Origin of the sequence: Marinimicrobium sp. (assembly GCF_002695945.1) — a bacterium.
Classification (GTDB): Bacteria; Pseudomonadota; Gammaproteobacteria; order Pseudomonadales; family Cellvibrionaceae; genus Marinimicrobium; species Marinimicrobium koreense.
The window spans coordinates 11,741-36,916 of the sequence record NZ_NZQP01000045.1; the positions used below are offsets into that span (position 1 = coordinate 11,741).

Below are 25,176 nucleotides of genomic sequence, written 5' to 3' on the forward strand. Positions count from 1 at the left end.
AAGTCCCAAGACCCAACCAAGGCGGTGACCTATGAACAGTCTCTTTGAACGCGTGCATCGGCTGGATACTCTCGCTTTTCTGTGGCTACACGTCACCAAGCGCTTCCCTTACCGCAAATCGGTTCGCTGGATTTCGAGAACCGGGGACGGCCACCTGTATATTCTGGGCTCCCTGGCACTGGCGCTGCTCGAGCCGGAGCACGGCCAGGCGTTTATCCTGGCGGGCATACTGGCCTACGCGCTGGATATCAGTCTCTACCTTTGGCTTAAAAATGCCATCAAGCGAGACCGGCCCGCCATGAAAATTGATTTCTACGAGGCCTGGATCACTCCCTCGGACCAGTTCAGCTTCCCCTCGGGGCATACCGCCGCCGCCTTTCTGTTTGCCGCGCTGGTTACCAGCTTTTATCCGGCTTTTGCCCTGCCCTGCTATCTGTGGGCCAGCATGATTGGCGCCAGCCGGGTGTTGCTGGGTGTGCACTACCCCAGCGATATCGCCGCCGGGGCCTTGCTGGGATCCGGAGCGGCAATGACGGGGCTCTATGCCTCCTCGATAATCTGGCCAACCACAGGCGTTTTATGAAGATACTGTACGGTGTTCAGGGCACGGGTAATGGCCACACCACCCGCGCGCGAATCATGGCAAGAGCACTCAAGGAGGAGGGAGTCGAAGTAGACTGGGTCTTTTCCGGGCGGGCGCCCGAAGACTATTTCGACATGGACACTTTCGGCTCGTACCGATGCTTTCGCGGTCTGACCTTTGTCACTGAGCACGGGCGGGTAAACTATCCTCGAACCATACTCAGCAGCCACCTGCGCACCCTTTACAGGGATATCCGCTCGCTGGATGTCAGCGGCTACGATCTGCTGATCAATGATTTCGAACCGGTAACCGCCTGGGCGGCGCGCCGAGCCGGGCTGCCCAGCATCGGCATTTCCCACCAATGTGCGTTTATGCACCAGATTCCGAAGCGGGGCGAAAACCTGTTTGTACGGGCCTTCATGCGGCAGTTCGCGCCGGTAGAGCACGCCATCGGTCTGCACTGGCACCACTTCAACCAGCCGATNCTGCCACCGCTGATTGAGCCCTCGCAGTANCCCAACGAGTGCCACGCCAAAGAGTATCTGGTGTATCTGCCCTTCGNTCAGCCCGAGGACATAGTGCCTCAGCTACGCGCGTTTCCGGACACCCGCTTCTACGTCTATCAGCCGGTACCGAAACCCATCGACGAGGGCCACATCCAGATCCGGCCCTTTTCCCGGGAAGGCTTTCAGGCCGATCTGCACCGGGTCGAGGGGGTCATTTGCAGCGCGGGTTTCGAGCTGCCCAGNGAGGCCATTCAGCTGGGCAAAAAGCTGCTGGTGCAGCCCGTGGTCGGTCAGATGGAGCAACAGTCGAATGCGTTCGCCTTGAGCCAACTCGGNTATGGTGCCGTGGCNCAGGTATTGACCGAAAAGGCCATTGGCGACTGGCTGGCCATGCCGCGNGCCCGNCCNGTNGATTACCCCAACGTTGCCCAGGCGCTGGCNCGCTGGCTGCTCAATGATCGGAAACCGGCGTTNGNGCAGTTGCGGGATGAGCTCTGGCGACAGGTGCCGGANCCGGANGCCAAGGTCAATCTGGAGCGTGCNTCCGCCACCGNTCAGCCCTGAACAGGGTGTCGGTGGCGGTTCAACGGTCAGAGGTCAAAAAGTCAGAGGTCGACTTTGCCGCGATTGCGTTTGATCGCGCCGCGCTGGGTTTTTCGATCCATNCGTTTTTGCCGCGCGGCCTTGGAGGGGCGAGTGGGCCGCCGGGGCTTGGGTCGGTGGCTGGCTTTGGCAATCAGCTCCGCCAACCGCTCCAGCGCATCGGCCCGGTTTTTCTCCCAGGTTCTGAAGCGCTGGGCTTTGAGCACCAGAACACCGTCTGCNGTGATNCGCTGGTCGCGCATCTGCAGCAGACGCTCCTTGACCGCTTCGGGCAGCGAAGACGCCTGAACATCAAAACGCAGGTGCACCGCGCTGTTGACCTTGTTGACATTCTGNCCCCCCGCCCCCTGGGCGCGAATGGCCGTCAATTCGACTTCGTGCTCCGGAATCATCAGGGAAGGGGGCAAAACGCGATCTCTCTCTTGCAGGGATAGGGTTCAGGAGGGAATCAGGGTGACCGGTTGCCGATCGTCGAGCAGCACCGGCTGCAGGCGACGATCGTATCGGGTCTGATGGGCACGCCAGCGGACCAATGCGCCACCGGCCAGCAGGCCGACCAGGGCGCCAATGGCGCTCAGGCCATCGGATGCCCAGAGCTGCTGGGCCACGCCGGCACCGGCCAACATGCCAAACAGCGGTGTGAGATAGACAAACAGGGAGCCGTTGACCACAACACTTTCGGGTACCCCAATCTGGATTTCCTGATCAATGCGGTAATCCGCCGGATCCCGTCCTTCCAGAAGCACCCACAGGTAACTGGTATGTCCCATGAGCCGCGCCATCAGGCTCTGACCACAACCTTTTTCCGCCGCNCAGCTACCACAGGTGGAGCGCTGGATGGTTTCCACCCAGAGTCCATCGGTTTCAATGGCGACAATGCGGCCGGTTTCGGAAATCATGGTGTTACCTCACGGGTCCCGGACAAAGGAGTTATGCCTTGGGCCAGTTGCTCAGCGACGGCGCCGGGGATCTCGCCCACCACGGTCACTCGGTACTGCTGATTGTCCGTTGCCAGCTGCCCCATGAATGCCGACGTGGCCCCTCGATGGGCACGCCCGGCAATCTCCGAGGAGTTGGCCACCGGCTGCAGNAATACCGAAAAACTGGCCAGACCGTCGGTATACATTAACATATCAATGCCATTCGGAAGACGCTTTTCCCCGGAATAGGCAAACCCTGGGGGCAGCCAATTCAGGCTCCATCGGGTCGGCTGACCCGCCTCGGCATCCAGGCAGTCGGTGCGATCTTCAGGCCAGGATCCGACCTCTTCCCGCAGGGGTTCGACATCGGGGTTGATGTCCAGATCCACGAACTGGAAGCGCTCCAGCAACCGCTGCTGTTCATCGACCAACAGCGCCTTGAGCAGCAGCCCGGTGTCCCGGTCCACCCCCAGCAGATAGCCATAGCGAAGCTGATCCCTGGGGCGTACCTCAAGGGTATAGGTCTCTCGACCGGCCACCCGGTCGGAACCTCGGACGGTCAACTGGTAGTAGCGGTCAAGGCGAGCGACCGCTTTGGGGGACACATCGGCGTTGAGCAGGCGGTAACCGGTTGTCTGACATCCGGCCATACCATTCAGTTGTTGGGCGGTACCAGCGGGACCGTTCAGATACTCGAGCCGCTCCACGACCCGCTCACCGTCTGACCAGCGGTATACCCGGAAGCTCTCCATGGCATTGCGATGCTCATAGGTGAAAGAGCCCCGGTAATTCAGGTTCTGCCCGGCACGAGCCATGCTCTGGAGCAGGCTCAGCGGATCTGGACTGTCTGCTTGAGCTGGACGGTCTGCCTGAGCCGCCCAGCCTGCGGATAGCAACACCAGGCTTGCCAGCAGTCGCCCCATCACGGCGCTTTACTCCTCGTCTTGATTGGTCACCCGAGCAAAAGGCAGAACACCCTGATTGCTGTTGCGCGCGGCGTGATCACTGTGGGCCTGCATCAACTGGTTCAGGTAGGCGCGGATTTCCTCGGCGGGGATCTGACCGGATTCGGCGCGCACCGGCACAAAAATGACTTCTCTGGAGGGGCGCTGCACCGGGTCATAGCCGCTTTCCGCGCTGGCGGTACGGGCCATGGGCAGGGACGGTGCCTGATAACCCGCAGGCAGAGACACCGGCTCGGAACGGCCGATATCGCTNTCGGCNCTGCNGCTCTCGGCAGGNGAGGTGCCGGCNATNGTGTTGTCNGCNTCCATACCCGGGTACTGCTGGACCCCGATCAATACCGCCCCGGCCACCGAGGCGGCNACCGCGACCTGTCCGACGCGCTGCCACCAATGACGGTGTCCGGCCGCCGGCGCCGCCTCGTCGGCNAGCGCNTCACTGATCCGGTCCGCAAAGCCCGANGGCGCCATGACTTCCAGCTCACGTCGCATTACCGAGCCCGCCAGCTGGTAACGGGACCAGCGTGCGTTCAACTCCGAATCCGCTGAGTCGTCAGCGCCGGCTTTCAGTAAACGACGTACTTCCAGCGGAGACGCTTCACCATCGACCAGTGCCGACAGTGACTCATTCAGGGAGTGATTGCTCTGTTCAGTCATCGCGCATGTACCTTCATCAAGCGATATCAATAGTGGCTGAAGCACTGCTGAATGCTTCCAACCCCGGGCCTTCATTGGGTGAGACTGGGCTCTCCCCCAAAGGTTCAGCCGAAANCCAAAAAAATCTTAACAAACATTTACGACTCTGCCACCAGCGGTTCGATGCACCGATCGATGGCTTCGCGAGCCCGGAATATCCGGGATCTCACGGTACCAACCGGACAATCCATGATATGAGCGATGTCCTCATAGCTCAGCCCCTCCATCTCCCGCAGTGTCACCGCGGTGCGCAGATCTTCCGGCAGGTCCCGTATNGCCTTGTCCACCACGGCCTGGAGCTCATCGCGCATCAGGCTGCGCTCCGGNCTCTCGATATCCTTCAGAGCCTCGCTGCCGGTATAAAACTCGGCATCGTCCACTTCNACATCGCTGGCCGGGGGGCGCCGATTGCGCGCCACCAGGTGGTTCTTCGCNGTGTTGATGGCAATCCGGTACAACCAGGTGTAAAAGGCGCTGTCGCCCCGGAACTTGGCCAGAGCCCGATAGGCCTTGATGAACGCCTCTTGAGCCACATCCTGCACTTCCGCCTGATCGCGGATATAGCGCCCGATAATGGCATAAATTTTGTGCTGGTACTTGATGACCAACAGATCGAAGGCGCGCTTATCGCCCTTCTGTACTCGCTCGACCAGCTGTTGATCGGTGTCCTGCGCGGCGTGCGCTGTCATCCCATAACCCCCAAGCGACCCGGAGCCCACAACCGGACTCCAGTGTCATTCATCTGTTGTTGTTTGCCACTTCTGTGGTTTGCCTCTGTCAGCCCGCAACTGCGANCACGCCTCGTTGCTATGGTAGGNGGCCACCCGGTCACTACCGGTGCCCCACTGACCAAAGGCCCGACAAAAAGTTCATAAGTGCTGCGTCTCATATTACCCAATGATCTCTAAGACACTGGCCACGAGCCTTGCTATTATACGGGTTTATACCATCTACCTCTAACGTTACGGTCGGCCCAGGCCGCATCCGTACCGCAGAACGATGATCCCGGAGCGCGCCCGACGACGTAAATGGCCCTACCGGGCATCGCCCCTTGGCAGGACAGGTACACACTGAATGAGCAACCACTTTAGCAGCGATATTCTCGTTATCGGATCCGGTGCCGCCGGTCTGACACTGGCATTGCAACTGGCCCGGCACGGAAGGGTTCATGTGCTGAGTAAAAATGCCGTCAACGAGGGCTCGACCTGGTTTGCCCAAGGCGGCATTGCAGCGGTTCTGGACGACGACGATTCCATCGAAGCCCATGTCAGCGATACACTCAATGCCGGCGGAGNCCTCTGCCATGAAGACGCGGTCCGGTTTACCGTTGAGCGCAGCAAGGGGGCCATTCGCTGGCTGATTGATCAGGGCGTCAACTTTACCCGGGAAGGCAGCAACGGCGGTTACCACCTGACCCAGGAGGGCGGCCACAGCCACCGGCGCATNATTCACAGTGCCGACGCCACCGGTGAAGCCGTGCACAGCACCCTGATCGACCGGGTGCGCGCCGANCCCAATATCGAACTGTTTGAGGACCATGTCGCCCTCAACCTGATCACCCAGGCCGACAAAGGCTCACCCAANCTGCGCTGCACCGGCGCCTANGCGNTCAACCGGCGCGACGANCANGTGCATGTGTTTCAGTCCCGCGTGGTGGTACTGGCCACCGGGGGNGCCAGNAAGGTCTANCTGTACACNAGCAACCCCGACAGCGCCAGTGGTGACGGCATTGCCATGGCCTGGCGGGCGGGCTGCCGGGTCGCCAACATGGAGTTCAACCAGTTTCNCCCGACATGCCTCTACCACCCCCGNGCCAAAACCTTTCTGATTACCGAAGCGCTGCGTGGTGAAGGCGCCTATCTGCGCCTGCCCAGTGGCGAACGCTTCATGACCCGGTTCGACGAGCGCGCCGAACTGGCGCCGCGCGACATTGTGGCCCGGGCCATCGACCATGAAATGAAGCGCCTCGGCTGCGACTGCCTCTATCTGGATATCAGCCACAAGCCGGCCGAGTTCATCAGCGAACATTTCCCGACGGTCAAAGCCCGCTGTCTGGAATTCGGTATCGACATCACCAAAGAGCCGATCCCCGTGGTACCGGCGGCCCACTACACCTGCGGGGGAATCATGGTGGATCACCACGGGCAGACCGACCTGCTCAACCTCTACGCGATCGGGGAGACATCGTTTACCGGCCTGCACGGTGCCAACCGCATGGCGAGCAACTCACTGCTGGAGTGCATTGTGTACGCCCAGTCCGCCGCAGAGCACATCGGTGAGAACCTGCCCCGGATCGACGCCCCCGAAGTCTCCCCCGCCTGGGACGAATCCCGGGTCACCAACTCCGACGAGGATGTGATCATCTCCCACAACTGGGACGAGTTGCGCCGTTTCATGTGGGACTACGTGGGCATCGTGCGCACCCAGAAACGCCTGCAGCGGGCGACCCACCGCATCAAACTGCTCCAGCGGGAAATCGCCGAGTACTACAGTAACTACAAGGTCAGCAGCGATCTGATTGAATTGCGCAACCTGGCCATGGTCGCCGAGCTGATCATCCGCTCGGCCAGCGCTCGCCGGGAGAGCCGCGGGCTGCACTTTTCCCTCGACTATCCGGAGCGCTCACCCATTGCGCGGGACACCATTCTGGTGCCGATGAATTACGCCGGCCAAAATGTGATTGTGAACAAAGAATAGTGTGATCGGAGGGACGCTGACCGCTCGCGATCAGCGTCCCTCATGCCAACGCCCCATCCGCAACCACACCCGAAGGCGCCGACGGTCGTCAGCACTGGCACTGTCCGGCAGAATCACCAGGGTGTGCACTCGCAGCCAGTTGCCTTCACGAAAACGCACCACCTGAAGCCAGGGCCATATCAGCCATTCACCGCAGGGGACCACCGTAACCACCCCGGATGCTCCCTCAAGCGTCCAGGCACCGGCTTCATAGGCCAAAACCGTCGGTTCAGAACGTCGGCCGGTACGCCACCACTCACAGACCAGCAGCGCATTGAACAGGCACAGGACCATCAGCCACCCTATGGAGACACCGGAATGCCCCACAAAAGCGAGCCAGGGCAGTACCGCCAGAGCGAGTAACAGACACCGGTGCAGGCGCCGCAACCAGCGCGACGGCTGCAGGCGGATGGGCGCCAACCGGCGGTTAGCGGGCGTTGATTCCGGTATTGGCCCGGACAATGTCGACAATCCTTTTCAGTTCAGTGTCCTCGGGATCCTGGCGGTGCAGAAACCAGGCGAACATCTCCTGATCCTCGGACTCGAGCAACTTCCAGTAGCGCTCTTTGTCCGCCTGCTCAAGGCCGGGATACACGTTTTCCAGAAAGGGCAGCAGGATCAGATCCAGCTCCAGCATACCGCGGCGACTGCCCCAGAATAGACGGTTGCGTTCCACAGACATCTCCCGTTAGCAACAAGGGCCGCAGTATATCATCGCACCGGAACTCTATGAACGACGCAAGGCCGGAGATTGCCCGCCCTGGCCCGGACCTCGAAGCGTGACTCGCACTCGGGCGCTTGCCGGGCTTGGAGCCACCGACGTATCGTTCTATCATGCGCCCTCGGTGATCGGCTCTATCGCCCAGTAGCGCAGGCCAATCACGTTCGAATCGCAACCACGGGAGCGCTCTACCCATGCAGACGGCAACCTCCACCGACTGGCTGACTCTGTCCGACTGGACCCTGATGGCCGTCACCGGTCCCCAGGCCAAGGCCTTTCTCCAGGGGCAGGTCACCTGTGACATTCGGGAGTTGACGCCGGGCGAAAGCCGACTGGGGGCGCACTGCGACCCGAAAGGCCGGATGCAGGTGAGCTTTCGCGCCCTGGCCACCGGTGAAGAGCAGGTGCTGCTGCGCCTACCGCGCTCCATGGTGGAGGCCACCACCGCCTCTCTGGGAAAATACATTGTCTTTTCCAAGGCCGAGCTGTCCGACGAAACCGGCCATTACCGGTTACGCGGCCTGTGCGGCCCCGATGCCCGTGAACAGCTGGCCGGGGCCTTGATTGAGCCAGCTCCTGAGCCGGGCCAGTGGGTGGCGCACGACGGGGGCTTTATTGTCACGCTCGACGAGCAGCGCTACGAGTGCTGGCTGACCGTGGCGCAGGCCGAAATCCTCGACCGACACTTCGGCCAGCCGACGGCCGGTGATACCCAGTGGCGGCTGCTGGATATCCGCGCGGGCCTGGGTGAGGTGCTGCCGCAGACGCAGGGACTGTTCACCCCGCAACTGTTGAATTTTACCCAGATCGGCGGCGTCAGCTTCCGCAAAGGTTGCTTCACCGGCCAGGAAATCGTCGCGCGACTGCACTACAAAGGGAAACTCAAGCAACGCATGCGGCGGTTGAGCGCTGCCTGCAGCGATCCCGACGCCCTACTGCCGGGAACGCTACTGCACAATGGCGACGGGAAGAAAGTCGGTGAGCTGGTTACGGCCGCCCCGAGCGGGCCCGGCACCTGTGAGTGCCTTGCCGTGGTCGAAGACAGCGCTCTGGAGGGAGAAATCCAGATCGACCACACTTTCCCGGCCGAACCGCTATCATTACCCTATACTGTCGAATAAACTCCAATGGTTGGCCGCCCGAGAAAGCTGGCGGCCCATGAAAANCCTGAAGACCGGAAACAGGAAGCCCCATGAGTCATGTTGTTGAGCGCGTCCGAGACGAAATCATCAGTGCCATCAAAAACGATCAACTGGTCCTGCCCACCCTGCCCGAAGTCGCCCTCCAGGTNCGGGAAGTGGCNGACGACCCGGACGCCAGNCTGGATCAACTGGCCAAGGTNATCGGCAACGACGCCGCCCTGANCGCCCGCATCATCCGGGTGGCAAACAGCCCCCTGCTCAGGGCCAACCGCCACATCGAAGATCTGAAAACCGCCCTGAGCCGACTGGGCATGGAATATACNTGCAACCTGGCCACNGGTCTGGCCATGGAGCAGATGTTCCAGGCCACCTCGGATCTGGTGGACAGCCGGTTGCGGGATGTGTGGATGCGCTCAAGCGAAGTGGCCGGTATCTGCCATGTGCTGTGCCGGCACTACACCAAGCTACAGCCNGACAAGGCGACCNTGGCGGGCCTGATTCATAAGATCGGCGTTCTGCCCATCCTGACCTACGCCGAGGAGCATCCCTCCNTGTTGACCGACAGCCTCACCCTGGACCGGGTGATCGACGANCTGCAGGGCCCGCTGGGAGACATGATCCTGAAAGCCTGGGAATTCCCCGACGAGCTGATTCACGTGCCCAGCCGGCACATGAAATTCGNCCGCAAGGCCGACACCGCCGACTACGCCGACCTGGTCACGGTTGCNCTNCTNCAGAGCCATATGGGCGACGGCTCCGCCCTGGGCGAGATGGACTACCANAGCGTCACCGCGTTCGAGCGACTCGGTATGGACCCNGACATGCAGTCAGCCGAAGCNGAAGACCTGAGCGACGAAATGGCGGCCGCCATGATGGCGCTGCAATAAGNCGCCGATCAGGCGCCGTCACTATAGAGGCGGCGCACCTCATCGCCCAGTATTTTGGCTCCTTCGGCAACCCGCTCCGGGGCCTGACAGTAAGTCACGCGTAGACATTCCTGCCGATGCCCCCACGGCTCCTCCAGCCCCGGAAAGAANTGCTCACCGGGCACCACCAGCACACCCCGTGCCTTGAGGCGCTCGTACAATGCCATGCTGGAAATGGGTAGCCCTTCAAACCAGAGCCACAAAAAGAACGCACCCTCGGGGCGATGAATACGAACCGGCAGGCCGGTCAGCTCGCGCTGAAATACCGCCAGAGCCGACTGCATCCGCTGGTGATAGAACGGCCGAATGACCTCGGGCCCCAACCGAAAGAGCTCACCCCTTACCAGCAGCTGTTGCGCCAACGCCGGCCCCAGGTTGCCGCTGGCAAGGCTCAATACCGTATTGGCCCGGGCAAAGGCCTGAATGATCTCCGGTCGGGCAACGACAATGCCCGTGCGCGCCCCGGGCAACCCCAGCTTGGACAGGCTCAGCACCAGTATGGTGTTGTCATTCCAGAAGGGGCGCGTGGACGGGTAAACAATGTCGGGAAAAGGCGCCCCGTACGCCACATCCAGAATCAGCGGCAGATCGCGCTCCCGGGCCAGGGCATCAAGGTGATTCAGCTCATCTTCGGTCACCAGGTTCCCGGTCGGGTTGGTCGGCCGTGACAGGCACAGGGCGCCAAGATCCTCCTCCAGGGTCAATCGCTCAAAGTCGATGTGATACTTGAACAGTCCCTCGGGTAGCAATTCGATGGCAGGCCGGTTCGCACGAAACAGCGACGGGGCCAGGCCGACATCCGCATAGCCCAGATACTCGGGCACCAGGGGCAACTGCACCTTACGGTAGACGCCGTCACTCCCCTCCCCGGCCAACAGATTGAACAACACGAAGAACGCCGACTGGCTGCCATTGGCCACCGCGAGGTTCTCTCGGGTGACCGACCAACCGCAGGTGCGACGCAACTCCCCGGCCAGTGAATCCAGAAATTCCGGATCACCCTGTGGGGGCTGATAAACACCGAGCATCGGGCGTCGAACGCCGGGATCGTCCATTACCCCCTGGAGAGCGCTGCTCAGCGATGCCTCCACCTCGGGGATCGATGCGGGATTACCACCGCCCATGAAAATCATCTCGGGATTGACCCTGAGCGCTTCGCCCAGGTCATCCATCAAGGTGACAATACCGGCATCACCCGCCACTTTTTCACCAAATCGGGACAGCTTCATAAGTCGCTCAGATTCCACTCGCACGAGACGCAGGATGCTCGGAAAGACGGGCCTCCCGGTTCTTATCGGCGGCCTCTTTCTCCATAGCCGCATCGAATAGTTCCGCGAAGGTCATATCCAGCTGCTCCCCGGAAAACCCCTCTATGCGTTTCAGGCGCTCGTGCAACTCCGGGTACCAGGGCAACTTATCCAGGTCGAGACAGGGGTCAGGCAGAACTTTGGGCAGCCTCAACAGCGGGCCCAGCTCCCGGATGCGGCGGCGATGCAGATCCCGGCAGAGGACGAAATCCCCCTGATTGGTCACCGCGATCCAGTGCTCTCTCTGCAGAGCCATACGAATTCGCTGCCACTGGTCTGAAGCCAGGCCAAGCTGCAGCAGTTCACTGTCTTCCAGCCCCCGGCCGTCGAGACTGCGGCGATAGAAATGCCACAACACCACCATGGCCGCCACCAGATCCGGGTAACCCCGGTCACGCAGCGCGATCTGGTAAACGCCGATGGTATGGACCAGCACGGCGCCGGCCAAAATCACAATCCAGGTCAGGTTTACCCACAGCAGAAACAGCGGAACAATGGCAAAGGCACCGTAAATCGAGCTGAGTGCGGAATTGGCGACAATAACGCCAAACACCGCCTTGAGCAGCTCAAAAACCAGTCCGGTCACAACCCCGCCGATCAACGCATGGCGGATGGGTACCCGACAGTTGGGCACCGCGGCAAACAGCAGGGTGAAGGTCGCCGAGGTCAGCAACCAGGGAGTGAACTCAAAGATCCAGGTGATCAACCCAAGCGCCTCATAGCCATCCATAAACAGCCGCAAGGAGGCCAGGTAGGTGCTCATGGCCAGACCGACGCCGAGCAGCAGTGGTCCGAGGCTCAGCACCGCCCAGTAGAGCAGAAATTTGGAAATGCCCCGGCGGCCGCGCACAATGCCCCACACCGAATTGAAGTTTTTCTCGATATTGGCCAGCATGAAATAGGCGGAGGCCACCAGAAACACGACCCCCACAATGGTCAAACGGCGTGCCTGTTGCGAGAATTCGCGCAGATGACCGAGCAACTCCTGGCCGGTTTCAGGTACCATATTGGCAAAGATCAGATCCTGGACTTGTTCGCCCAACCCCTGGAAGGCCGGAATGGCGGAGAACATGGAGTAGGTCACCGTCATCAGGGGCACCAGGGCAAACAGGGTGACGTACGTCAGTTGCGCGGCACTTTTCTGGCAGTCGGTGTCTTTCAGTTGCTGGCCGATCATCTGCAAAAACTGCCATGTCAGGCGCAGATAGTGGCGACGATTTTCCGCGTTGAACAAGTCCCGCATAATCGGCATTTCCTGTTGTAAAACCTGGGCGCGAAGACCAGGTACCGTATTGAAGGGAGCGTATGATCACACTGTACCACAACCCCCATCGTCTCAAGCCCGGACAGGTCCCCCTATGCCCTACGTTCTGATTCTCTACTACAGCCGAACCGGTTCGGTCGCCGCCATGGCACAACAACTGGCGCGAGGCGTGAGACGCGTACAAGGTATTGAAGCCCGGTTGCGCACGGTACCGCCGGTCTCTGCCGACACNCAGGCGAGCGAGCCGGCCGTGCCCNCCGANGGNGCNCCCTANGCGACGCTGGACGACCTGCGCCACTGCGCCGGNTTATTGCTNGGNAGCCCGACGCGTTTTGGCAATATGGCCGCACCGCTCAAATACTTTCTGGATAGCACCAGTGGCCTTTGGGTCAATGGGGACCTGATTGACAAGCCCGCTGCGGTGTTCACNTCCACCTCGACCCTGCATGGCGGTCAGGAAAGCACGCTGCTGTCGATGATGCTACCGCTGCTGCATCATGGCATGGTATTGATGGGCCAGCCNTACAGCGAGCCGGCNCTCACCCACACCCGCAGTGGCGGCACGCCGTACGGTCCGTCCCACTGGGCCGAGGGCGCCGAAGCAACCACCCTGAGCGAACACGAAACCANNCTGTGTCAGACCCTCGGGCANCGCATGGCGCAATGGGCGCTGCGCGGCCCCCGAGCTGACGACACCCNGACCGCAAGCGGAGATTGATTGTATGGGAATGGCTCCCAAGCCCCCGGAAAATACCGAACAGGCGCAACNCATCAAGCGTAAACTGTCGATTGCCCGCGCCCTGGTGCTGGCCACCTACTCGGGACTGCTCCTGATGTTCACCCTCCTGACGCTGTTCAAGGCCGAGCCCAACTGGCCGCTATGGATTGTGCAGGTGGTTCCGCTNCTGATCTTTGCGCCGGGGCTGAAGCGTGGCTATCATCGNACNTACAGCTGGCTGTGCTTTGTGGTACTGCTGTATTTTACCTGGGCCGTGACCAACACNCTCTCGCCACTGGCCTACTGGCGCGACTACCTGGCAGTGGCNCTGACCGTGATACTGTTNTCCAGNGCCATGATGGCCAGCCGCTGGCGCCAACAATGGTGGCTCTGGGAAAATCGCCACTGACNGCNCNTTGATAACCACAACCGCTCNNACNNCANGATCGAAAGGACCGACACCGTGANCTACGACGACCAGACTCCNCCNCCCGCCCGCAANCGCCGCGGGTTCATTCGCCGGTTTTTCGGCTTCATCGGACGAAGCATCAGTTGGTTGCGGGTGGNATTGGGCAANCTNNTTTTTCTNCTGNTNNTGCTGTTNNTNGTNCTCGCTTTNCTNCCCAANGAGCCCCTGGTNTTGCCGGACGAATTTGCCCTGACTCTGGCGCCGACCGGTTATCTGGTGGATGAGGAAAGCTACGTTGATCCCGTAAACATGCTTCTCAGCGGCAGTGATGACGCCCCTATGGAAACGCCGATTCGNCCACTGATTCAGGCCATCGATGCCGGGCGCACGGATCCGAGAGTCAGCGGCCTGGTGTTGGAGCTGGACGGACTTCTGGGCGGCGGAATCAGCAAGCTCGAAGAAGTCGGCGCCGCCCTGCAGCGGTTCAAGGACAGTGACAAGCCAATCATCGCCCTGGGCAGCCTGTACACCCAGGAGCAGTACTACCTGGCNAGCTACGCCGATGAGATATACCTGGATCCGATGGGCTCGGTACTGCTAACCGGCTACGCCAACTACCGCAACTATTTCAAAAGNGCCATGGACAAGCTGTCCGTGAACTTCCACGTCTTCCGGGTCGGCAAATACAAAGACTTTATCGAGCCCTATACCCGGGATGACATGTCGCCCGAGTCCCGGGAGCACAACAGCGAGTGGCTAAACCAACTCTGGGGCGTGTACACCAGCCGGGTGGAAGCACTGCGCCAATTACCCAGCGGCGCCGTCAATGACTACATCCGCAACATGGATGTTCAACTGGCCTCGGTGGGCGGTGACAGCGCGCAACTGGCCCTGGAGTCTCAACTGATCGACGGGATTCTGAGCCACCGAGAGCGTCAGCAATTGCTGACCGAACGCTTCGGTCACAGCGACTACGGCGATCATTACAACGGCGTAGGCCACCGGACGTTTTTGGCCGATGTCCGCCGCCAGTCCCCCAGTCCCGCGAACGACCGCGTCGGTCTGATCGTCGCCTCCGGCACCATCTCCACTGGCGAACAACCCGAAGGCAGTATTGGCAGCGACAGCTTTCTGCANCGGCTGCAGCAGGTNCANGATGACCCGAACATCAAAGCNCTNGTNATCCGCATCGACAGCGGTGGTGGCAGTGCCTACGCCTCAGAAGTCATTCGCTCCGAAATCGCCGCGCTGCGGGCGGAGGGTATGCCGGTATTGGTCTCCATGGGCAGCATGGCCGCCTCCGGGGGCTACTGGATGGCCGCGGGCGCCGACGAAATCTGGGCGACGCCCACCACGCTGACCGGCTCCATCGGCGTGTTCGGAGCATTGCCGACTTTTGAGGACAGTCTCGAGAAAATCGGCATTCATGTCGACGGTGTGGGCACCACGCCCCTGGCCGGTTCCATGCGCCTGGATCGCACGCTCACACCNCAGGCCAACCGGATCATCCAGCAGACGGTGAATCACATCTACCAGCAATTTATCGACCTGGTCGCCGAGGCCCGGGGGCTGACCCNCGANCGGGTGGATCAGTTGGGTCAGGGCCGCGTCTGGACAGGGGCCACCGCTCAGGAATTGGGGCTGGTNGACCGNCTGGGCAGCCTGGAAGANACCCTCGCCGCCGCCGCAGAGCACGCTGAGCTGGACGACTACGANGTACGTCANATCACCCGCCCNCTGGCNCCCTACGANCAGTTTCTCAAGCAGCTCAGCGGCAGCGCCGTCAGCGCCTGGGTNCCGCAGGTATCTGGACCGNAGTGGTTGACGCCGAAGNTGAAGAGCCAGCTCGCGCCGCTGCTGGAACCTCTGCGGATGTTGAGNGAACTTGATGATCCGCGCGCGGTTTACGCACGCTGTGTGGAGTGTCTGGCGCCTTAGCGGTATAGCGTTGAGTAACGGCGGATGCGGCTTTCAGCCTTATCCGCCCTACGCANCCCGCGGTGNCAAACCTGCCATTACACGTACGCAACCCACCTGCGGTCCGTAGGGCGGATAAGCCGAAGGCGCATCCGCCGTCACCCCAATCCCAAACTCACCAATAACTCGCCCTAATCCCCTCGAACATACCGTTGACTCAACCGGGTCAACAACGTGGCTGCCACACCAATCGCCAACCACACGGGGNCCACCACAATNGCGAGAAACACCCCNTCNATAATCCCCATGNNCGCNATCATCCAGGGAATCACNGGAAAACCAAANCCGTNTCGACGNCTGTTCTCCCANCGNGCCACCACNGTNACCGCCAGGGTATAAACCGTCTGAATACCGCCCGCCAACCACACCAGCGCGGGCACCTCCCCCACCAGGGCCATCGCGGTCACCGCGTAAACCCCAAGCCGGGTCAACGCCATCAGAAACACCGTACTCCAATGCTTCTTATGCAACGCATCGTACAGAACAATCACCGACAATAGAGCCAACCCCGCCAAGGGCGCCCGATCGTCCGGCGCAAAAAACAGAAACACAAACCCCGTGGCAAACAGCCCCAACGCGATACTCAACACCTGCCGCGGTCGAACCCGCCCCGAAGGAATGGGACGATAGGGCTGATGCTGGGTATCCCAATCCCGATCACAATAATCGTTCAGCGTCATACCACCGGCATAAAAACAGGAAACGGCAAAGATCAACAAACCGATGGTGTAACTACCACCAACGGTAGCACTGACCAACACGGCAGTCGTCAGGATGTTCATCCACACCGTCGGCAGGTTACTGACCCGCCCCAGGGCTAACAGGGTTTTTACAGAAGGCATAACATTCTCAAATCGGTAGATAGATTAACGTTGGCAGCGAGGCCGTGCGTGGGGGATCCCGTTTGTAGCCCCGCCGTGAACCCATCCATGGGGGCTTCTCGTCGACATCCATGTCTCCGAGAGTCTACAAACGGTATCCCCCACGCACGGCCGGCCAGTCACTTCGCCAAGATCACCTTTAAAGGTAATTAGCTGACTAATCAAACAGATGTTTCAACATAAGATCACAGACATCCGTCGCCGGCACGCGTCCGTCGGGAATCAATTGCGGCTCCGTACTCATCAACAAAGGCAGCGACTCCGGCGAACCATCACTCACCCCATGGGAACCTTTCACCAACTCCGGCGCAACGGCAATCACATCCATCACATAACGAAAGCCCAGTTTCTTCTGAGCCACCCGACGCGCCGCCTTCAATTTCGGAAACCGAAGCTTCGGGTCAAAAAACAACTCGCAGGGATCAAACCCCGGCTTGCGGTGAATTTCCACCTGATGGGCGTAATCCGGCTGGCGCTCATCGTCCAACCAGAAATAATAAGTAAACCAGCTATCGGCATTGGCCAGCAGCACCAGCTCACCGCTGCGCTCATGATCCAGCCCCAGTTCGGCCTGTTCGGTTTTATCCAGAACCCGATCAATGCCTTCCACCCCTTCAAAGACCCGACGAACCGCCGGAATATCATCGGGGTTGTGCACATAGACATGGGCAATCTGGTGGTCCGCAACCGCGAAGGCGCGGCTGCTGAAGTAATCCAGATACTCTTTACCCAAATCCACCTTCACCGACACCATGCCCGCCTCATGGAGTAGTCGATTCGGGTGCACAGCGCGGTTGACGTTCTGAATACCGTACTCGGACAACACCATCACGCGACAACCGCGCTGTTCGAAGAAGTCGAGCAGATCCCCCACCAGGGTATCGATTTCCTTCAGGTCCTGTGCAATATCGCCGTCGGGCCCCTCTTTCTGCAACACATAATCCAGATGGGGCAGATAAACGAGCTGCAGGCTGGGTTGCTTCTCTTCTTCAATATACTTCGCCGCGTCCGCAATCCACTGGCTGGATTTGATGCTGGTCATCGGGCCCCAGAAGTTGAACAACGGGAAGTTACCGAATTTTTCACTCAGGGTGTGGCGCAGCTCCAGCGGGCAGGTATAGCAGTCCGGCTCTTTGCGGCCATCGGCGAGGTANAGNGGGCGCGGNGTNAGGGTCCAGTCGGCATCGGTGGCCATGGCGTACCACCAGAAGGTGTTGCTGCAGGTAAAGCTCGGGTCGCGTTCTTTCGCCAGGTGCCACACTTTGGGACTCTGTACCAGCTTATTACTTTGCCGCCANAGCCAGACTTCGTTCATGTCCCGAAAATACCAACCATTAGCCACAATGCCATGATCTTTCGGTGACTTACCAGTGGTGTAAGTGGCTTGGGCAGTACAGGTAACGGCGGGAATTACCGGTTCGATATCGGTAGCCTGATCCCGAAGTCTATTCAGGTTCGGGGTATGTTCGCCCAATAATTTTCTCGTGAGACCTACGACGTTAAGGACAACGGTTCTGTGCATTTCTATACTCGTATTTTCGGCTTGGTGAGGAGCGAGCCATCCGTAGGGCGGNTCAAGACCCGCCGTAAACCCATCCCTGGGGGCTTCTCGTCGACATCCATGTCTCCGAGAGTCTTGAACCGCCCTACGGATGCCTCGCTTGCACGTTTCTAGCGTAATTCTTTAAAGATCTTGAACAGACTCCGGACCGATTGCGTCGAGCGTTCAGTCACAATCCAGTAGTTGGTTTACCCACATTAGCTCTCGAGCGATACTCTCCCCCACCGAATCCGTCTTAAGGTGTTCGGGCAAAACGCCAAAGCTGTAGGTTTCCACTTCCCGGGGAATATCAGTTGCCAGTTTGGGCAGCAGTGTTTTCAGAAAGTCCTGGGTGGTGCCGCAGTCGCCCAGGTGTTCGAGGAAGATCGGTACGTGGAAATGGACCCGGCACTCGGTTGGCGTCAGACCGGCGTCCATGGCTGCTTCGAATTCGGGTAAGTCTGGGAAGGCGTGTAGCGTTCCATCGTTGGTTCGGGCCATGGCCTGGTGTAAGTAGACCGGCTCATTGAAGCCTTTGAGGTGCTCGACTTCTTCCGGAGTGTCGGCCTGTAGGGCGCTCGAGACCTGGACTTTGGCGATGGGGATTTCGGCTTCGGCCAGGCGTTGCAGGCAGGTGGCCGGGTCTTCGAATTCGACGGCCTGGTGGCAGCAGTCGAAGCACACGCCGAGGTGGGCGTTTTCGGCCAGGCTCAGACGCGGGCGCAGGCGTTGGAAGAAATCCAGCAGTTCGTCGGTGGTTTCAAGTACGCAGGCCGGTTCGGGTTCGATGGCGAGCATCAGGTGTACGCCGGTGCTTCGCTTCAGGTTGGCGAAGTGGGCGAGCACGTCCTGGATGTGGCCGAGTACGGTGTTCCAGTCTTCCGGTGCGAAGCCCTGTTTGAAGGCGACCGGTACCGTGGATATCGACAGCTGTCGGGCGTCCGGTTGCAGTTGTACGGCGATATCGCCGAGCTGACAGGTGTAGCGCACGCGCTCNTGGTCGCGCCAGTCCGGCAGGTAGACGTTTTCTTTGACCCGCTCGTTGTGGAAGGCGCCGTAGGGAAAGCCGTTGATGGTCAGCAGATAGGCGTTGTGTTCGCGACACCACTGCTGAAATTCCGCAACGGCCTGGGCGTCCACTTNCGNCGCCGCTTGCCCGGCAATGCGCAGNCCCAGAGGAAAGGGGCGCTGGGCGCTGTCGCCCAGTCGCTCCATCACTTCCAGNCCGTGGCTGTTGAGGTTGTGCATCACATCGGCCCAGCCTTCGCCGGGGTGNATGTTGCTGCAATAGGTGAGCGGTGCGTTCAGCTTGGCCATTGGTTCTCCAGCAATTGCTGACGGCACTGGTGCATGGTGTCCAGATCAATGTGGTCCACTTCTTCCGCTTCGCCNGCCGNGNTNAGCAGNGTNATNCACAGCTCGCCGCCCAGNTGNTCNCGNAANCCCTGCAGGGCCGCATCNATATCCAGTGCTTCNAGNGCNGGNTGACGCAGGGTNAAGCCGACGCCTTCGAGCGTGTCGCGAATGGCCAACAGGGTGTGCGTATCGATGGTACCCATGGCGTGGGAGTACAGCGAGTCCAGGGCAATGCCGATGGCCACCGCTTCGCCATGGCGCAGCTCGGAGTTGGAGAGTTCTTCCATCCGGTGGGCGCCCCAGTGGCCGAAATCCAGCGGCCGGGCACTACCCTGCTCAAAGGGATCGCCACTGGTGCGGATATGGTTCAGNTGCAGCTCGGCGCAGCGGGCGATCATATGCTCCATGGCCTTGGGTTCAAACTCCCCCAGACGATGGCGCGCTTCGTGTAGCCAGTGGAAGAACTCGCCATCACGAATCAGCGCGACTTTTACCGCCTCGGCGATGCCGCAGCGGCTGTCCCGCTCGGACAGGCTGCTCAGCAGGTCATAGTCGTTGATCACAGCGTAGGGTGCGGCAAAGGTACCCAGGTAATTTTTCCGGCCCCGGTAGTTGATCGCATTTTTCACGCCGATGCCGGCATCGTTCTGGGCCAGGACCGTGGTGGGCATACGAATCAACCGGATGCCGCGATGCGCGGTGGCCGCCGCATAGCCCATGGCATCGATCACGGCACCGCCGCCAATCACCAATGCAAAGCTGTGCCGGTCGATCCGGTCGATTTGGGTACGCTGATAGAACTCATCCACTTCCACCGGGTCGTTCTTACAAATTTCGCCGCCGCGCACCATCAGAGGCGGCTCAATCAGCTCGATCCGGTCCGCATGAGCCTCGGCGTAAGCGCGCATGCGCTCTACCAGATCCGGGTGCCCCTTGAGCACCTGGTCATCGATCACGGGCAGAACCCGGTGACGTTTTTTACCCGCAAACGCGAGCACCTTGAGCAACACATCGCTCTCGGGGTTGAAGGTGTCCCGGTTGAAGTACACCGGGAACTCGTGCGTCATGGTAAACGCTTGGTGAATCTGCCACATGAGTTGCTACCGCTTCTTCTGCAATCAGTTGGGCACCGGCTCATCGACGCGGGGTTGTTGACCGCGCAGCACAGTGTTGTCGTTATAGGATTGGCGCTGGTCGATCACCGCCGGCCGGGAGAGCTCGTCGATGTCGATCTGACCGGACTGGGCGTAGGCGTCCAGGGCGTTCTGCCAACAGGTCAGCTCAATGGCTTTCTCTTCGATACCGCGCTCGCGCATCAGGTTGGCGGTCTTCGGTACCGACAGCGGATCGCTCACGCCCCAGTCGGCGGAGCTGTCGACAATGATGCGTTCCGGCCCGTATTTGCGGACCACTTCCACCATCCGCTCAGAGCCCATCTTGGTATTGGGATAAATGGTAAAGGCCGCCCAGGCGCCGCTGTTCAGCACATCGTCCACGGTCTCTTCGTTGTTGTGGTCGATCACCAGCTTTTCCATGGGTACGCCGATCTCCCGCGCCACATCAATGGAACGGATGATGCCGTTTTTCTTGTCCCGGTGGGGGGAGTGCACCATTACCACCATGTCGTGCTCGACGGCGAATTCCAGTTGGCGCTGATAGATGTACTCTTCGGCCGGGGTGATTTCGTCGTAGCCGATTTCCCCGATCGCCACGACCCCTTCTTTCAGGGCAAAGTTGGGCAGAATCTCCAGCGCCTCACGGGCCAGACCTTCGTTGTTGGCCTCTTTGGAGTTGATGCCGATGGTGCAGTAATGAGCAATGCCGAACTGGGAGGCGCGGAAGCGTTCCCACCCCACCAGGCTGGCGAAGTAATCGATGAAGCTGCCCACGTTGGTGCGCGGCTGGCCCATCCAGAAGGCCGGCTCAATGACCGCGCGAATGCCTGCGGCGGCCATGTTCTGGTAATCGTCGGTGGTGCGACTGCTCATATGAATATGCGGGTCAAAGTACTGCATAAGCACGCCTCTGTTATTCGGGTACGTTATTGATCAAGCGGAAGGCAGCTCGGCGAACAGGGGCGCAAACTGCGCCTGTTCGGAGCGCCCTGCGGTCGCGTTTTGCCAGTAGGGTAACACTTTCGGGTCCGCCGGCTCGACCGACGCCAGCCACTGCGTCTGCCCGGCACGGGCAGCGCCCATCAGCATCGCCTGCTGTTCAGNCGTNGTNGCCTCGGGCCAATGCTGCTCCAGAAGCTGGCGGACCCGCTCNGGGTGATGAGGGCCCAGGCAGAGCCAGAGNCCCAGGTGGTANTGGCGCCCGGCGCTGTGGCGCTCTTCGGCCCAGTCCAGCGCCATCCGGGTCAGCTCCGGNGTGAGCCGCTGATCCAGCCCGGACACNCGGTACAGCGGGCAATCCAGAAACAGCGCCTTGATCACCAACTGGTGCCAGGCGGTATCNTCNAAGTGGGTGACCGGNTANGGCGAGTCCAGGGNAACGGCTTCAAANACCGTCAACATATTGGTACGGCAGGCTTCGGCCGCCCGCCAGGTAAACCGCTCGCCGNGNGGCAGCAGAGGCAGGCTGCGGTAGAGCGCACAGGTCTCCCCCTCGTCGGCAAAGCGGAACAGCGCCTCGAACTCCTCGGCAAANCTCGCCTGCTCCAGGTCGGNGCGCGCCAGAATCAGGTTGATGCGCAGCAGCTCGAGCCGNTTCCAGGCCCGNGGGCTCCAGCCTGGCAGNGCGCCTTCAGCGGCGGCCAGCTCCGTGTCGGTCAATCCCAGNGGCTGGCGTTTGGCGTGCCGGCTGGCCATGGCCAGGAGGTTGGCAAAGGTCTGACCCTGGGCACCGTCGGNCACCTGGCCCTGCGCTTTGGCCCAGAAAGCCCGGCCGGACTCGGTCAGATGCTCATCCAACAACGCCTGCAATAATTGATGTACTGAATNCTCCGATGCCACTGCCACTACCTATAAATCATATAATTAGACGCTGGATTATACGCAAACGGTCAAGGGTAATCGAGTCACCCCAAGAAGGTAACCCCAGAATCGTAAGGAATCGTTTAACCCGCCCGGTCGCCCCACCCCATGCGGGCAACCAGACGCCCACAATTGCAATTCAGGGCATTTTCGGCAAAGCTTGCGCCTTTTAACAACCCGAACGACACGCCTATGCCCTCCAAAAAGCTCAACAAAGGCTCCTCCGGCCAGAACCGCAAAGCCAGTGAACAGTATATGGACAAGTTTCGTCAGAAGCCCGGCGTCCAGGAAACCGATTCCGGACTGCTCTACCGGGAGGTGGAGCCCGGCCAGGGCNTGNCGCCCACCATGGACGATAAGGTGGTGGTCAACCAGCGCATTCAACTGGTCAACGGCAAGGTGATTGGCGACACCTATCAGGAGGGAATGCCCGATACCTTCTGGATGAAGGAAGCCATCGCNGGTATTCAGGANGGGTTACAACTGATGCAGGAAGGCGCTCGCTACGAGTTCGTGGTNCCNCCGGAGCTGGCCTGGGGCAAGAAGGGGGTGGGCAACAAAATCGGGCCCAATGCGGTGCTGATCTTCGACCTGCGCCTGATGGAAGTGGCTTTTGGTTAGCGTGTTACTCCAGCGCGGCTTTACACCGCGCCGGAGCCCACACCTCAAAGCTCGATTGGTTCGCCGTTAAGGCTTACTGACTCGGTCTCAATGGAGGAGACATTTTCCAGAATACCCAACTTATCGGCATGCTTGATGGTGACATCGTGTAACGTCACCCCGCTGATGGGTGCGCGCTCAAAGCCGCGCAAATGGAACACCCGCTCGGCATTCTCCACCACCATGTTGCTGACATGAAGGTCTTTCACCTCTGGCAGGTAATCCCCGGCATCCCCTTCCTCGTAATAGAAGTTGATCACGAAGACATCCTTCACCTGCCCGATCACGATATCCCGAATGGCGATATTCTCGATCAGCCCGCCACGCACCGAATTGGTCTTGATGCGCACCGCGCGGTCCAGCACCGGGCTGTCCATATGACAGCGACGGGCAAACACATTGCGCGCACCACCCGAGATTTCACTGCCAATCACCACCCCACCGTGACCGGCGCGCATCTGGCAGTCCTGAATCACAATATTCTGGATCGGTGTGGCCAGACGGCGGCCATCGGCGTTTCTGCCCGACTTGAGCGCGATGCAGTCATCCCCGGTATCGAACAGGCATTTTTCGATCAACACGCGGTTGCAGGACTCGGGGTCGCAACCGTCGGAGTTCGGGCCGTGACTGACGCATTGCACACCGCGCACAATCACGTCTTCAGACAGCACGGGGTTGAGCAGCCAGAAGGGGGAGTTGCGGATGGTCACCCCTTCAATCAGGACGCGCTTGCAGCGGTAAGGCTGAACAAAGGGCGGACGCAGGTAGTTGTCCTCGAACACACGATCCTCGACCGGAACCCCCTGCTCGGCCATCTCAAACAGCGGCGTGCGGGTGTGCTTCTGATCCTCTACCGGATCAATGGGCCACTGNGCTCGACTCCAGCGNCCCTTCCANGGCCACCAGACCGTATTGGAGCCATTGCCCTCCAGCACCCCTTNNCCNGTCACCGCNATNTTTTCCTGNTCGTAGGCGTAAATCAGCGGAGAGTACCCCATCAGCTCCACNCCTTCCCANCGGGTCATCACNTAGGGCTTGTAGCGTTCCGGGTCCGTNTAGAAAGACAGCACGGCACCTNTCTGCAAGTGCAGNTTGACGTTGGATTTNAGGTGCACCGGCCCGGTGTTGAACTGCCCCGCCGGAATCACCACCCGGCCACCGCCAGCGGCGGCACAGGCCTCAATGGCTTTGGCAATCGGGCCNGTATTATCGGTTTCCCCATCGCCCTTGCCACCGAACTCTGTGACCGGAAAATCCCGGTTCGGGAANTCNGTTCGNGCGATATTGTCGATNATGTCGTCGGCCTGCTTCCAGAGCGCCTCATCGCGCCCAGCGTAGGCNGGGGNAGTTGGAGNGGTNGTGCTGCATCCGGCCACCGGCATTAAACCCANGGCACAGGAAGACAGACCCAGCGCCTTCAGGCTGCCGCGTTTCTGTAGATCGATCATGTTTTCTATCCCGTCGGTTGATTGACTTTAANAAGTAGTTGTTATGACTCATCCGTGATCAAAGCCCTGCTCGTGTCGGCAGAGCCAAGGGGAATANTGAGACAAAGTGNNGGGAGTTTCAAGAAGTGNGCAAACGGGAGGATTGCCTGGCGATCTGTCGAACCAGAGGGAGGTTCTTACCTTCCGAACACGCATAAAAAAACCCCGCTTCTTGCGAAGCGGGGTTTTTCTGTATGTGGCGCACTCGGGAGGATTCGAACCTCCGACCGCTCGGTTCGTAGCCGAGTACTCTATCCAGCTGAGCTACGAGTGCGTCGTCAACGGGGGCGAATATTAGAGATCTNAAGGCGGTTCGTCAAGTGTTTGATTGAAAAAGTTTTTTTGGAGATGGGTTTCGGCGGATGCGCTTCGCTCCGATGCGTCGGACCGATCCGCCCTACGGCCGAGCACAGCGGTATAAACCTGCGTAGGGCGGATAAGCCGCAGGCGCATCCGCCGTTGCAGTTGGGTGGGATACCAAAAGCTCGGGGAGTTGCTTTACGGGAGGGATAGACCGGGNCACANCCATGTGCCCCGCCCTTCGGGCGCCTGCGGCGGTCCCAATCGCTCCAGGCGATTGGTCGAACCGGAGGGTTCGAACCAAGACATCCCTCACCGCCATATACGAAAAAACCCGGCGNTTGCCGGGTTNTTTCGTATATGGCGGTGAGGGAGGGATTCGAACCCTCGAACGGTTTCCCGTTACACACTTTCCAGGCGTGCGCCTTCAGCCACTCGGCCACCTCACCGTAAAACTCTTTGAACGACCTGCCGTTCAGAGGGTGCGTAATGTACACAAGTGGCGTA

General features: G+C 60.2%; 25 protein-coding genes and 2 tRNA genes. 9 read left to right on the top strand and 18 right to left on the bottom strand.

What is annotated here, in order from left to right:
• Positions 1–31: 31 nt before the first annotated feature.
• Positions 32–583 carry a phosphatase PAP2 family protein gene (locus CMG77_RS10265; protein WP_286804414.1) on the top strand — a complete coding sequence of 184 codons (552 nt, stop codon included), beginning with the start codon at positions 32–34 and terminating at the stop codon, positions 581–583.
• Positions 580–1,653 (top strand): MJ1255/VC2487 family glycosyltransferase, encoded by a 1,074-nt coding sequence (locus tag CMG77_RS10270; RefSeq protein WP_286904351.1) that lies wholly within the window; start codon positions 580–582, stop codon positions 1,651–1,653. Before CMG77_RS10265 ends, CMG77_RS10270 begins: the two co-directional genes overlap by 4 nt.
• A gap of 41 nt (positions 1,654–1,694) precedes the next feature.
• Here the strand turns inward: CMG77_RS10270 and arfB are convergent, their stop codons facing one another.
• The 5 genes from arfB to rpoE form a co-directional block, all read right to left on the bottom strand.
• Entirely contained in the window at positions 1,695–2,084 is a 390-nt protein-coding gene (gene arfB, locus CMG77_RS10275) for an alternative ribosome rescue aminoacyl-tRNA hydrolase ArfB (RefSeq protein WP_286804427.1), read from the bottom strand.
• Between the two features lie 45 nt (positions 2,085–2,129).
• Positions 2,130–2,591 (bottom strand): SoxR reducing system RseC family protein, encoded by a 462-nt coding sequence (locus CMG77_RS10280; protein ID WP_286904353.1) that lies wholly within the window; start codon positions 2,589–2,591, stop codon positions 2,130–2,132.
• Complete coding sequence (locus CMG77_RS10285; RefSeq protein ID WP_286904381.1) at positions 2,588–3,535, bottom strand: MucB/RseB C-terminal domain-containing protein; 948 nt, start codon at positions 3,533–3,535, stop codon at positions 2,588–2,590. Before CMG77_RS10285 ends, CMG77_RS10280 begins: the two co-directional genes overlap by 4 nt.
• Before the next feature lie 9 nt (positions 3,536–3,544).
• Positions 3,545–4,306, bottom strand: a complete 762-nt coding sequence (locus CMG77_RS10290) for a sigma-E factor negative regulatory protein (protein WP_502691843.1) — start codon at positions 4,304–4,306, stop codon at positions 3,545–3,547.
• A gap of 62 nt (positions 4,307–4,368) precedes the next feature.
• Positions 4,369–4,959, bottom strand: coding sequence for an RNA polymerase sigma factor RpoE (gene rpoE, locus CMG77_RS10295; RefSeq protein ID WP_286904356.1), 591 nt, complete (start codon positions 4,957–4,959; stop codon positions 4,369–4,371).
• 385 nt (positions 4,960–5,344) lie between these two features.
• On the opposite strand from rpoE, the gene nadB reads away from it, so the two are divergent.
• Positions 5,345–6,967, top strand: a complete 1,623-nt coding sequence (gene nadB / locus CMG77_RS10300) for an L-aspartate oxidase (RefSeq protein WP_286904357.1) — start codon at positions 5,345–5,347, stop codon at positions 6,965–6,967.
• A 30-nt stretch (positions 6,968–6,997) separates the two neighbouring features.
• Here the strand turns inward: nadB and CMG77_RS10305 are convergent, their stop codons facing one another.
• Positions 6,998–7,468, bottom strand: coding sequence for a protein YgfX (locus CMG77_RS10305; protein WP_286904358.1), 471 nt, complete (start codon positions 7,466–7,468; stop codon positions 6,998–7,000).
• Complete coding sequence (locus tag CMG77_RS10310) at positions 7,434–7,682, bottom strand: FAD assembly factor SdhE (RefSeq protein WP_439510206.1); 249 nt, start codon at positions 7,680–7,682, stop codon at positions 7,434–7,436. The genes CMG77_RS10305 and CMG77_RS10310 overlap by 35 nt, the downstream gene beginning before the upstream one ends.
• A 239-nt stretch (positions 7,683–7,921) precedes the next feature.
• Between CMG77_RS10310 and ygfZ the strand changes: the two genes are divergently transcribed.
• Both ygfZ and CMG77_RS10320 read left to right on the top strand, forming a co-directional pair.
• Positions 7,922–8,848: a CAF17-like 4Fe-4S cluster assembly/insertion protein YgfZ gene (ygfZ, locus tag CMG77_RS10315; RefSeq protein ID WP_286804408.1), complete on the top strand. Its 927-nt coding sequence runs from the start codon at positions 7,922–7,924 to the stop codon at positions 8,846–8,848.
• Positions 8,849–8,919: 71 nt separating this feature from the next.
• Positions 8,920–9,756, top strand: a complete 837-nt coding sequence (locus CMG77_RS10320) for an HDOD domain-containing protein (protein WP_286904360.1) — start codon at positions 8,920–8,922, stop codon at positions 9,754–9,756.
• 8 nt (positions 9,757–9,764) lie between these two features.
• On the opposite strand, the gene CMG77_RS10325 is transcribed toward CMG77_RS10320, so the two are convergent.
• Positions 9,765–11,117, bottom strand: coding sequence for a valine--pyruvate transaminase (locus CMG77_RS10325; protein ID WP_502691845.1), 1,353 nt, complete (start codon positions 11,115–11,117; stop codon positions 9,765–9,767).
• Positions 11,032–12,345, bottom strand: coding sequence for a YihY family inner membrane protein (locus CMG77_RS10330; RefSeq protein ID WP_286904363.1), 1,314 nt, complete (start codon positions 12,343–12,345; stop codon positions 11,032–11,034). The genes CMG77_RS10325 and CMG77_RS10330 overlap by 86 nt, the downstream gene beginning before the upstream one ends.
• A gap of 115 nt (positions 12,346–12,460) precedes the next feature.
• Between CMG77_RS10330 and wrbA the strand changes: the two genes are divergently transcribed.
• The 3 genes from wrbA to sppA all read left to right on the top strand — a co-directional run bounded on the left by wrbA (position 12,461) and on the right by sppA (position 15,431).
• On the top strand, positions 12,461–13,084 hold the full coding sequence (gene wrbA, locus CMG77_RS10335) for an NAD(P)H:quinone oxidoreductase (RefSeq protein ID WP_286904364.1): 624 nt from the start codon (positions 12,461–12,463) through the stop codon (positions 13,082–13,084).
• Positions 13,085–13,094: 10 nt separating this feature from the next.
• Positions 13,095–13,493, top strand: a complete 399-nt coding sequence (locus tag CMG77_RS10340; RefSeq protein WP_502691853.1) for a DUF2069 domain-containing protein — start codon at positions 13,095–13,097, stop codon at positions 13,491–13,493.
• Between the two features lie 339 nt (positions 13,494–13,832).
• Entirely contained in the window at positions 13,833–15,431 is a 1,599-nt protein-coding gene (gene sppA, locus CMG77_RS10345) for a signal peptide peptidase SppA (protein ID WP_502691854.1), read from the top strand.
• Positions 15,432–15,601: 170 nt separating this feature from the next.
• Here sppA and CMG77_RS10350 read toward each other — a convergent pair whose 3' ends face one another.
• The 6 genes from CMG77_RS10350 to CMG77_RS10375 form a co-directional block, all read right to left on the bottom strand.
• Positions 15,602–16,312: a UbiA family prenyltransferase gene (locus CMG77_RS10350; protein ID WP_286904369.1), complete on the bottom strand. Its 711-nt coding sequence runs from the start codon at positions 16,310–16,312 to the stop codon at positions 15,602–15,604.
• Between the two features lie 196 nt (positions 16,313–16,508).
• Complete coding sequence (locus tag CMG77_RS10355) at positions 16,509–17,873, bottom strand: alkaline phosphatase family protein (RefSeq protein WP_286804401.1); 1,365 nt, start codon at positions 17,871–17,873, stop codon at positions 16,509–16,511.
• Positions 17,874–18,077: 204 nt separating this feature from the next.
• A complete protein-coding gene (gene eboE / locus CMG77_RS10360; RefSeq protein WP_286904371.1) occupies positions 18,078–19,208 on the bottom strand; it encodes a metabolite traffic protein EboE in 1,131 nt (376 codons plus the stop codon).
• Positions 19,196–20,341: a 3-dehydroquinate synthase gene (locus CMG77_RS10365; RefSeq protein ID WP_286904373.1), complete on the bottom strand. Its 1,146-nt coding sequence runs from the start codon at positions 20,339–20,341 to the stop codon at positions 19,196–19,198. The genes eboE and CMG77_RS10365 overlap by 13 nt, the downstream gene beginning before the upstream one ends.
• Positions 20,342–20,365: 24 nt before the next feature.
• The gene (locus CMG77_RS10370) at positions 20,366–21,262 is read right to left on the bottom strand and encodes a TatD family hydrolase (RefSeq protein ID WP_024460636.1); all 897 of its coding nucleotides are present in this window, start codon (positions 21,260–21,262) and stop codon (positions 20,366–20,368) included.
• Positions 21,263–21,295: 33 nt separating this feature from the next.
• The gene (locus tag CMG77_RS10375; protein WP_286904374.1) at positions 21,296–22,207 is read right to left on the bottom strand and encodes an EboA domain-containing protein; all 912 of its coding nucleotides are present in this window, start codon (positions 22,205–22,207) and stop codon (positions 21,296–21,298) included.
• A gap of 207 nt (positions 22,208–22,414) precedes the next feature.
• On the opposite strand from CMG77_RS10375, the gene CMG77_RS10380 reads away from it, so the two are divergent.
• Positions 22,415–22,843: an FKBP-type peptidyl-prolyl cis-trans isomerase gene (locus CMG77_RS10380; protein WP_286904375.1), complete on the top strand. Its 429-nt coding sequence runs from the start codon at positions 22,415–22,417 to the stop codon at positions 22,841–22,843.
• 44 nt (positions 22,844–22,887) lie between these two features.
• Here the strand turns inward: CMG77_RS10380 and CMG77_RS10385 are convergent, their stop codons facing one another.
• From CMG77_RS10385 to CMG77_RS10395, 3 genes are all read right to left on the bottom strand, one after another.
• Positions 22,888–24,330: a glycoside hydrolase family 28 protein gene (locus CMG77_RS10385; protein WP_286904377.1), complete on the bottom strand. Its 1,443-nt coding sequence runs from the start codon at positions 24,328–24,330 to the stop codon at positions 22,888–22,890.
• Positions 24,331–24,566: 236 nt separating this feature from the next.
• A tRNA-Arg gene (locus CMG77_RS10390) sits at positions 24,567–24,643 on the bottom strand.
• Between the two features lie 387 nt (positions 24,644–25,030).
• Positions 25,031–25,118, bottom strand: a tRNA-Ser gene (locus tag CMG77_RS10395).
• Between the last annotated feature and the right edge of the window lie 58 nt (positions 25,119–25,176).

Excerpts from the sequence above, each read along its gene's own strand:
- CMG77_RS10265 (WP_286804414.1), top strand. The coding sequence starts at position 32 with ATGAACAGTCTCTTTGAACGCGTGCATCGGCTGGATACTCTCGCTTTT.
- ygfZ (WP_286804408.1), top strand. The coding sequence starts at position 7,922 with ATGCAGACGGCAACCTCCACCGACTGGCTGACTCTGTCCGACTGGACC.
- CMG77_RS10330 (WP_286904363.1), bottom strand. The coding sequence starts at position 12,345 with ATGCGGGACTTGTTCAACGCGGAAAATCGTCGCCACTATCTGCGCCTG.
- CMG77_RS10370 (WP_024460636.1), bottom strand. The coding sequence starts at position 21,262 with ATGCAGTACTTTGACCCGCATATTCATATGAGCAGTCGCACCACCGAC.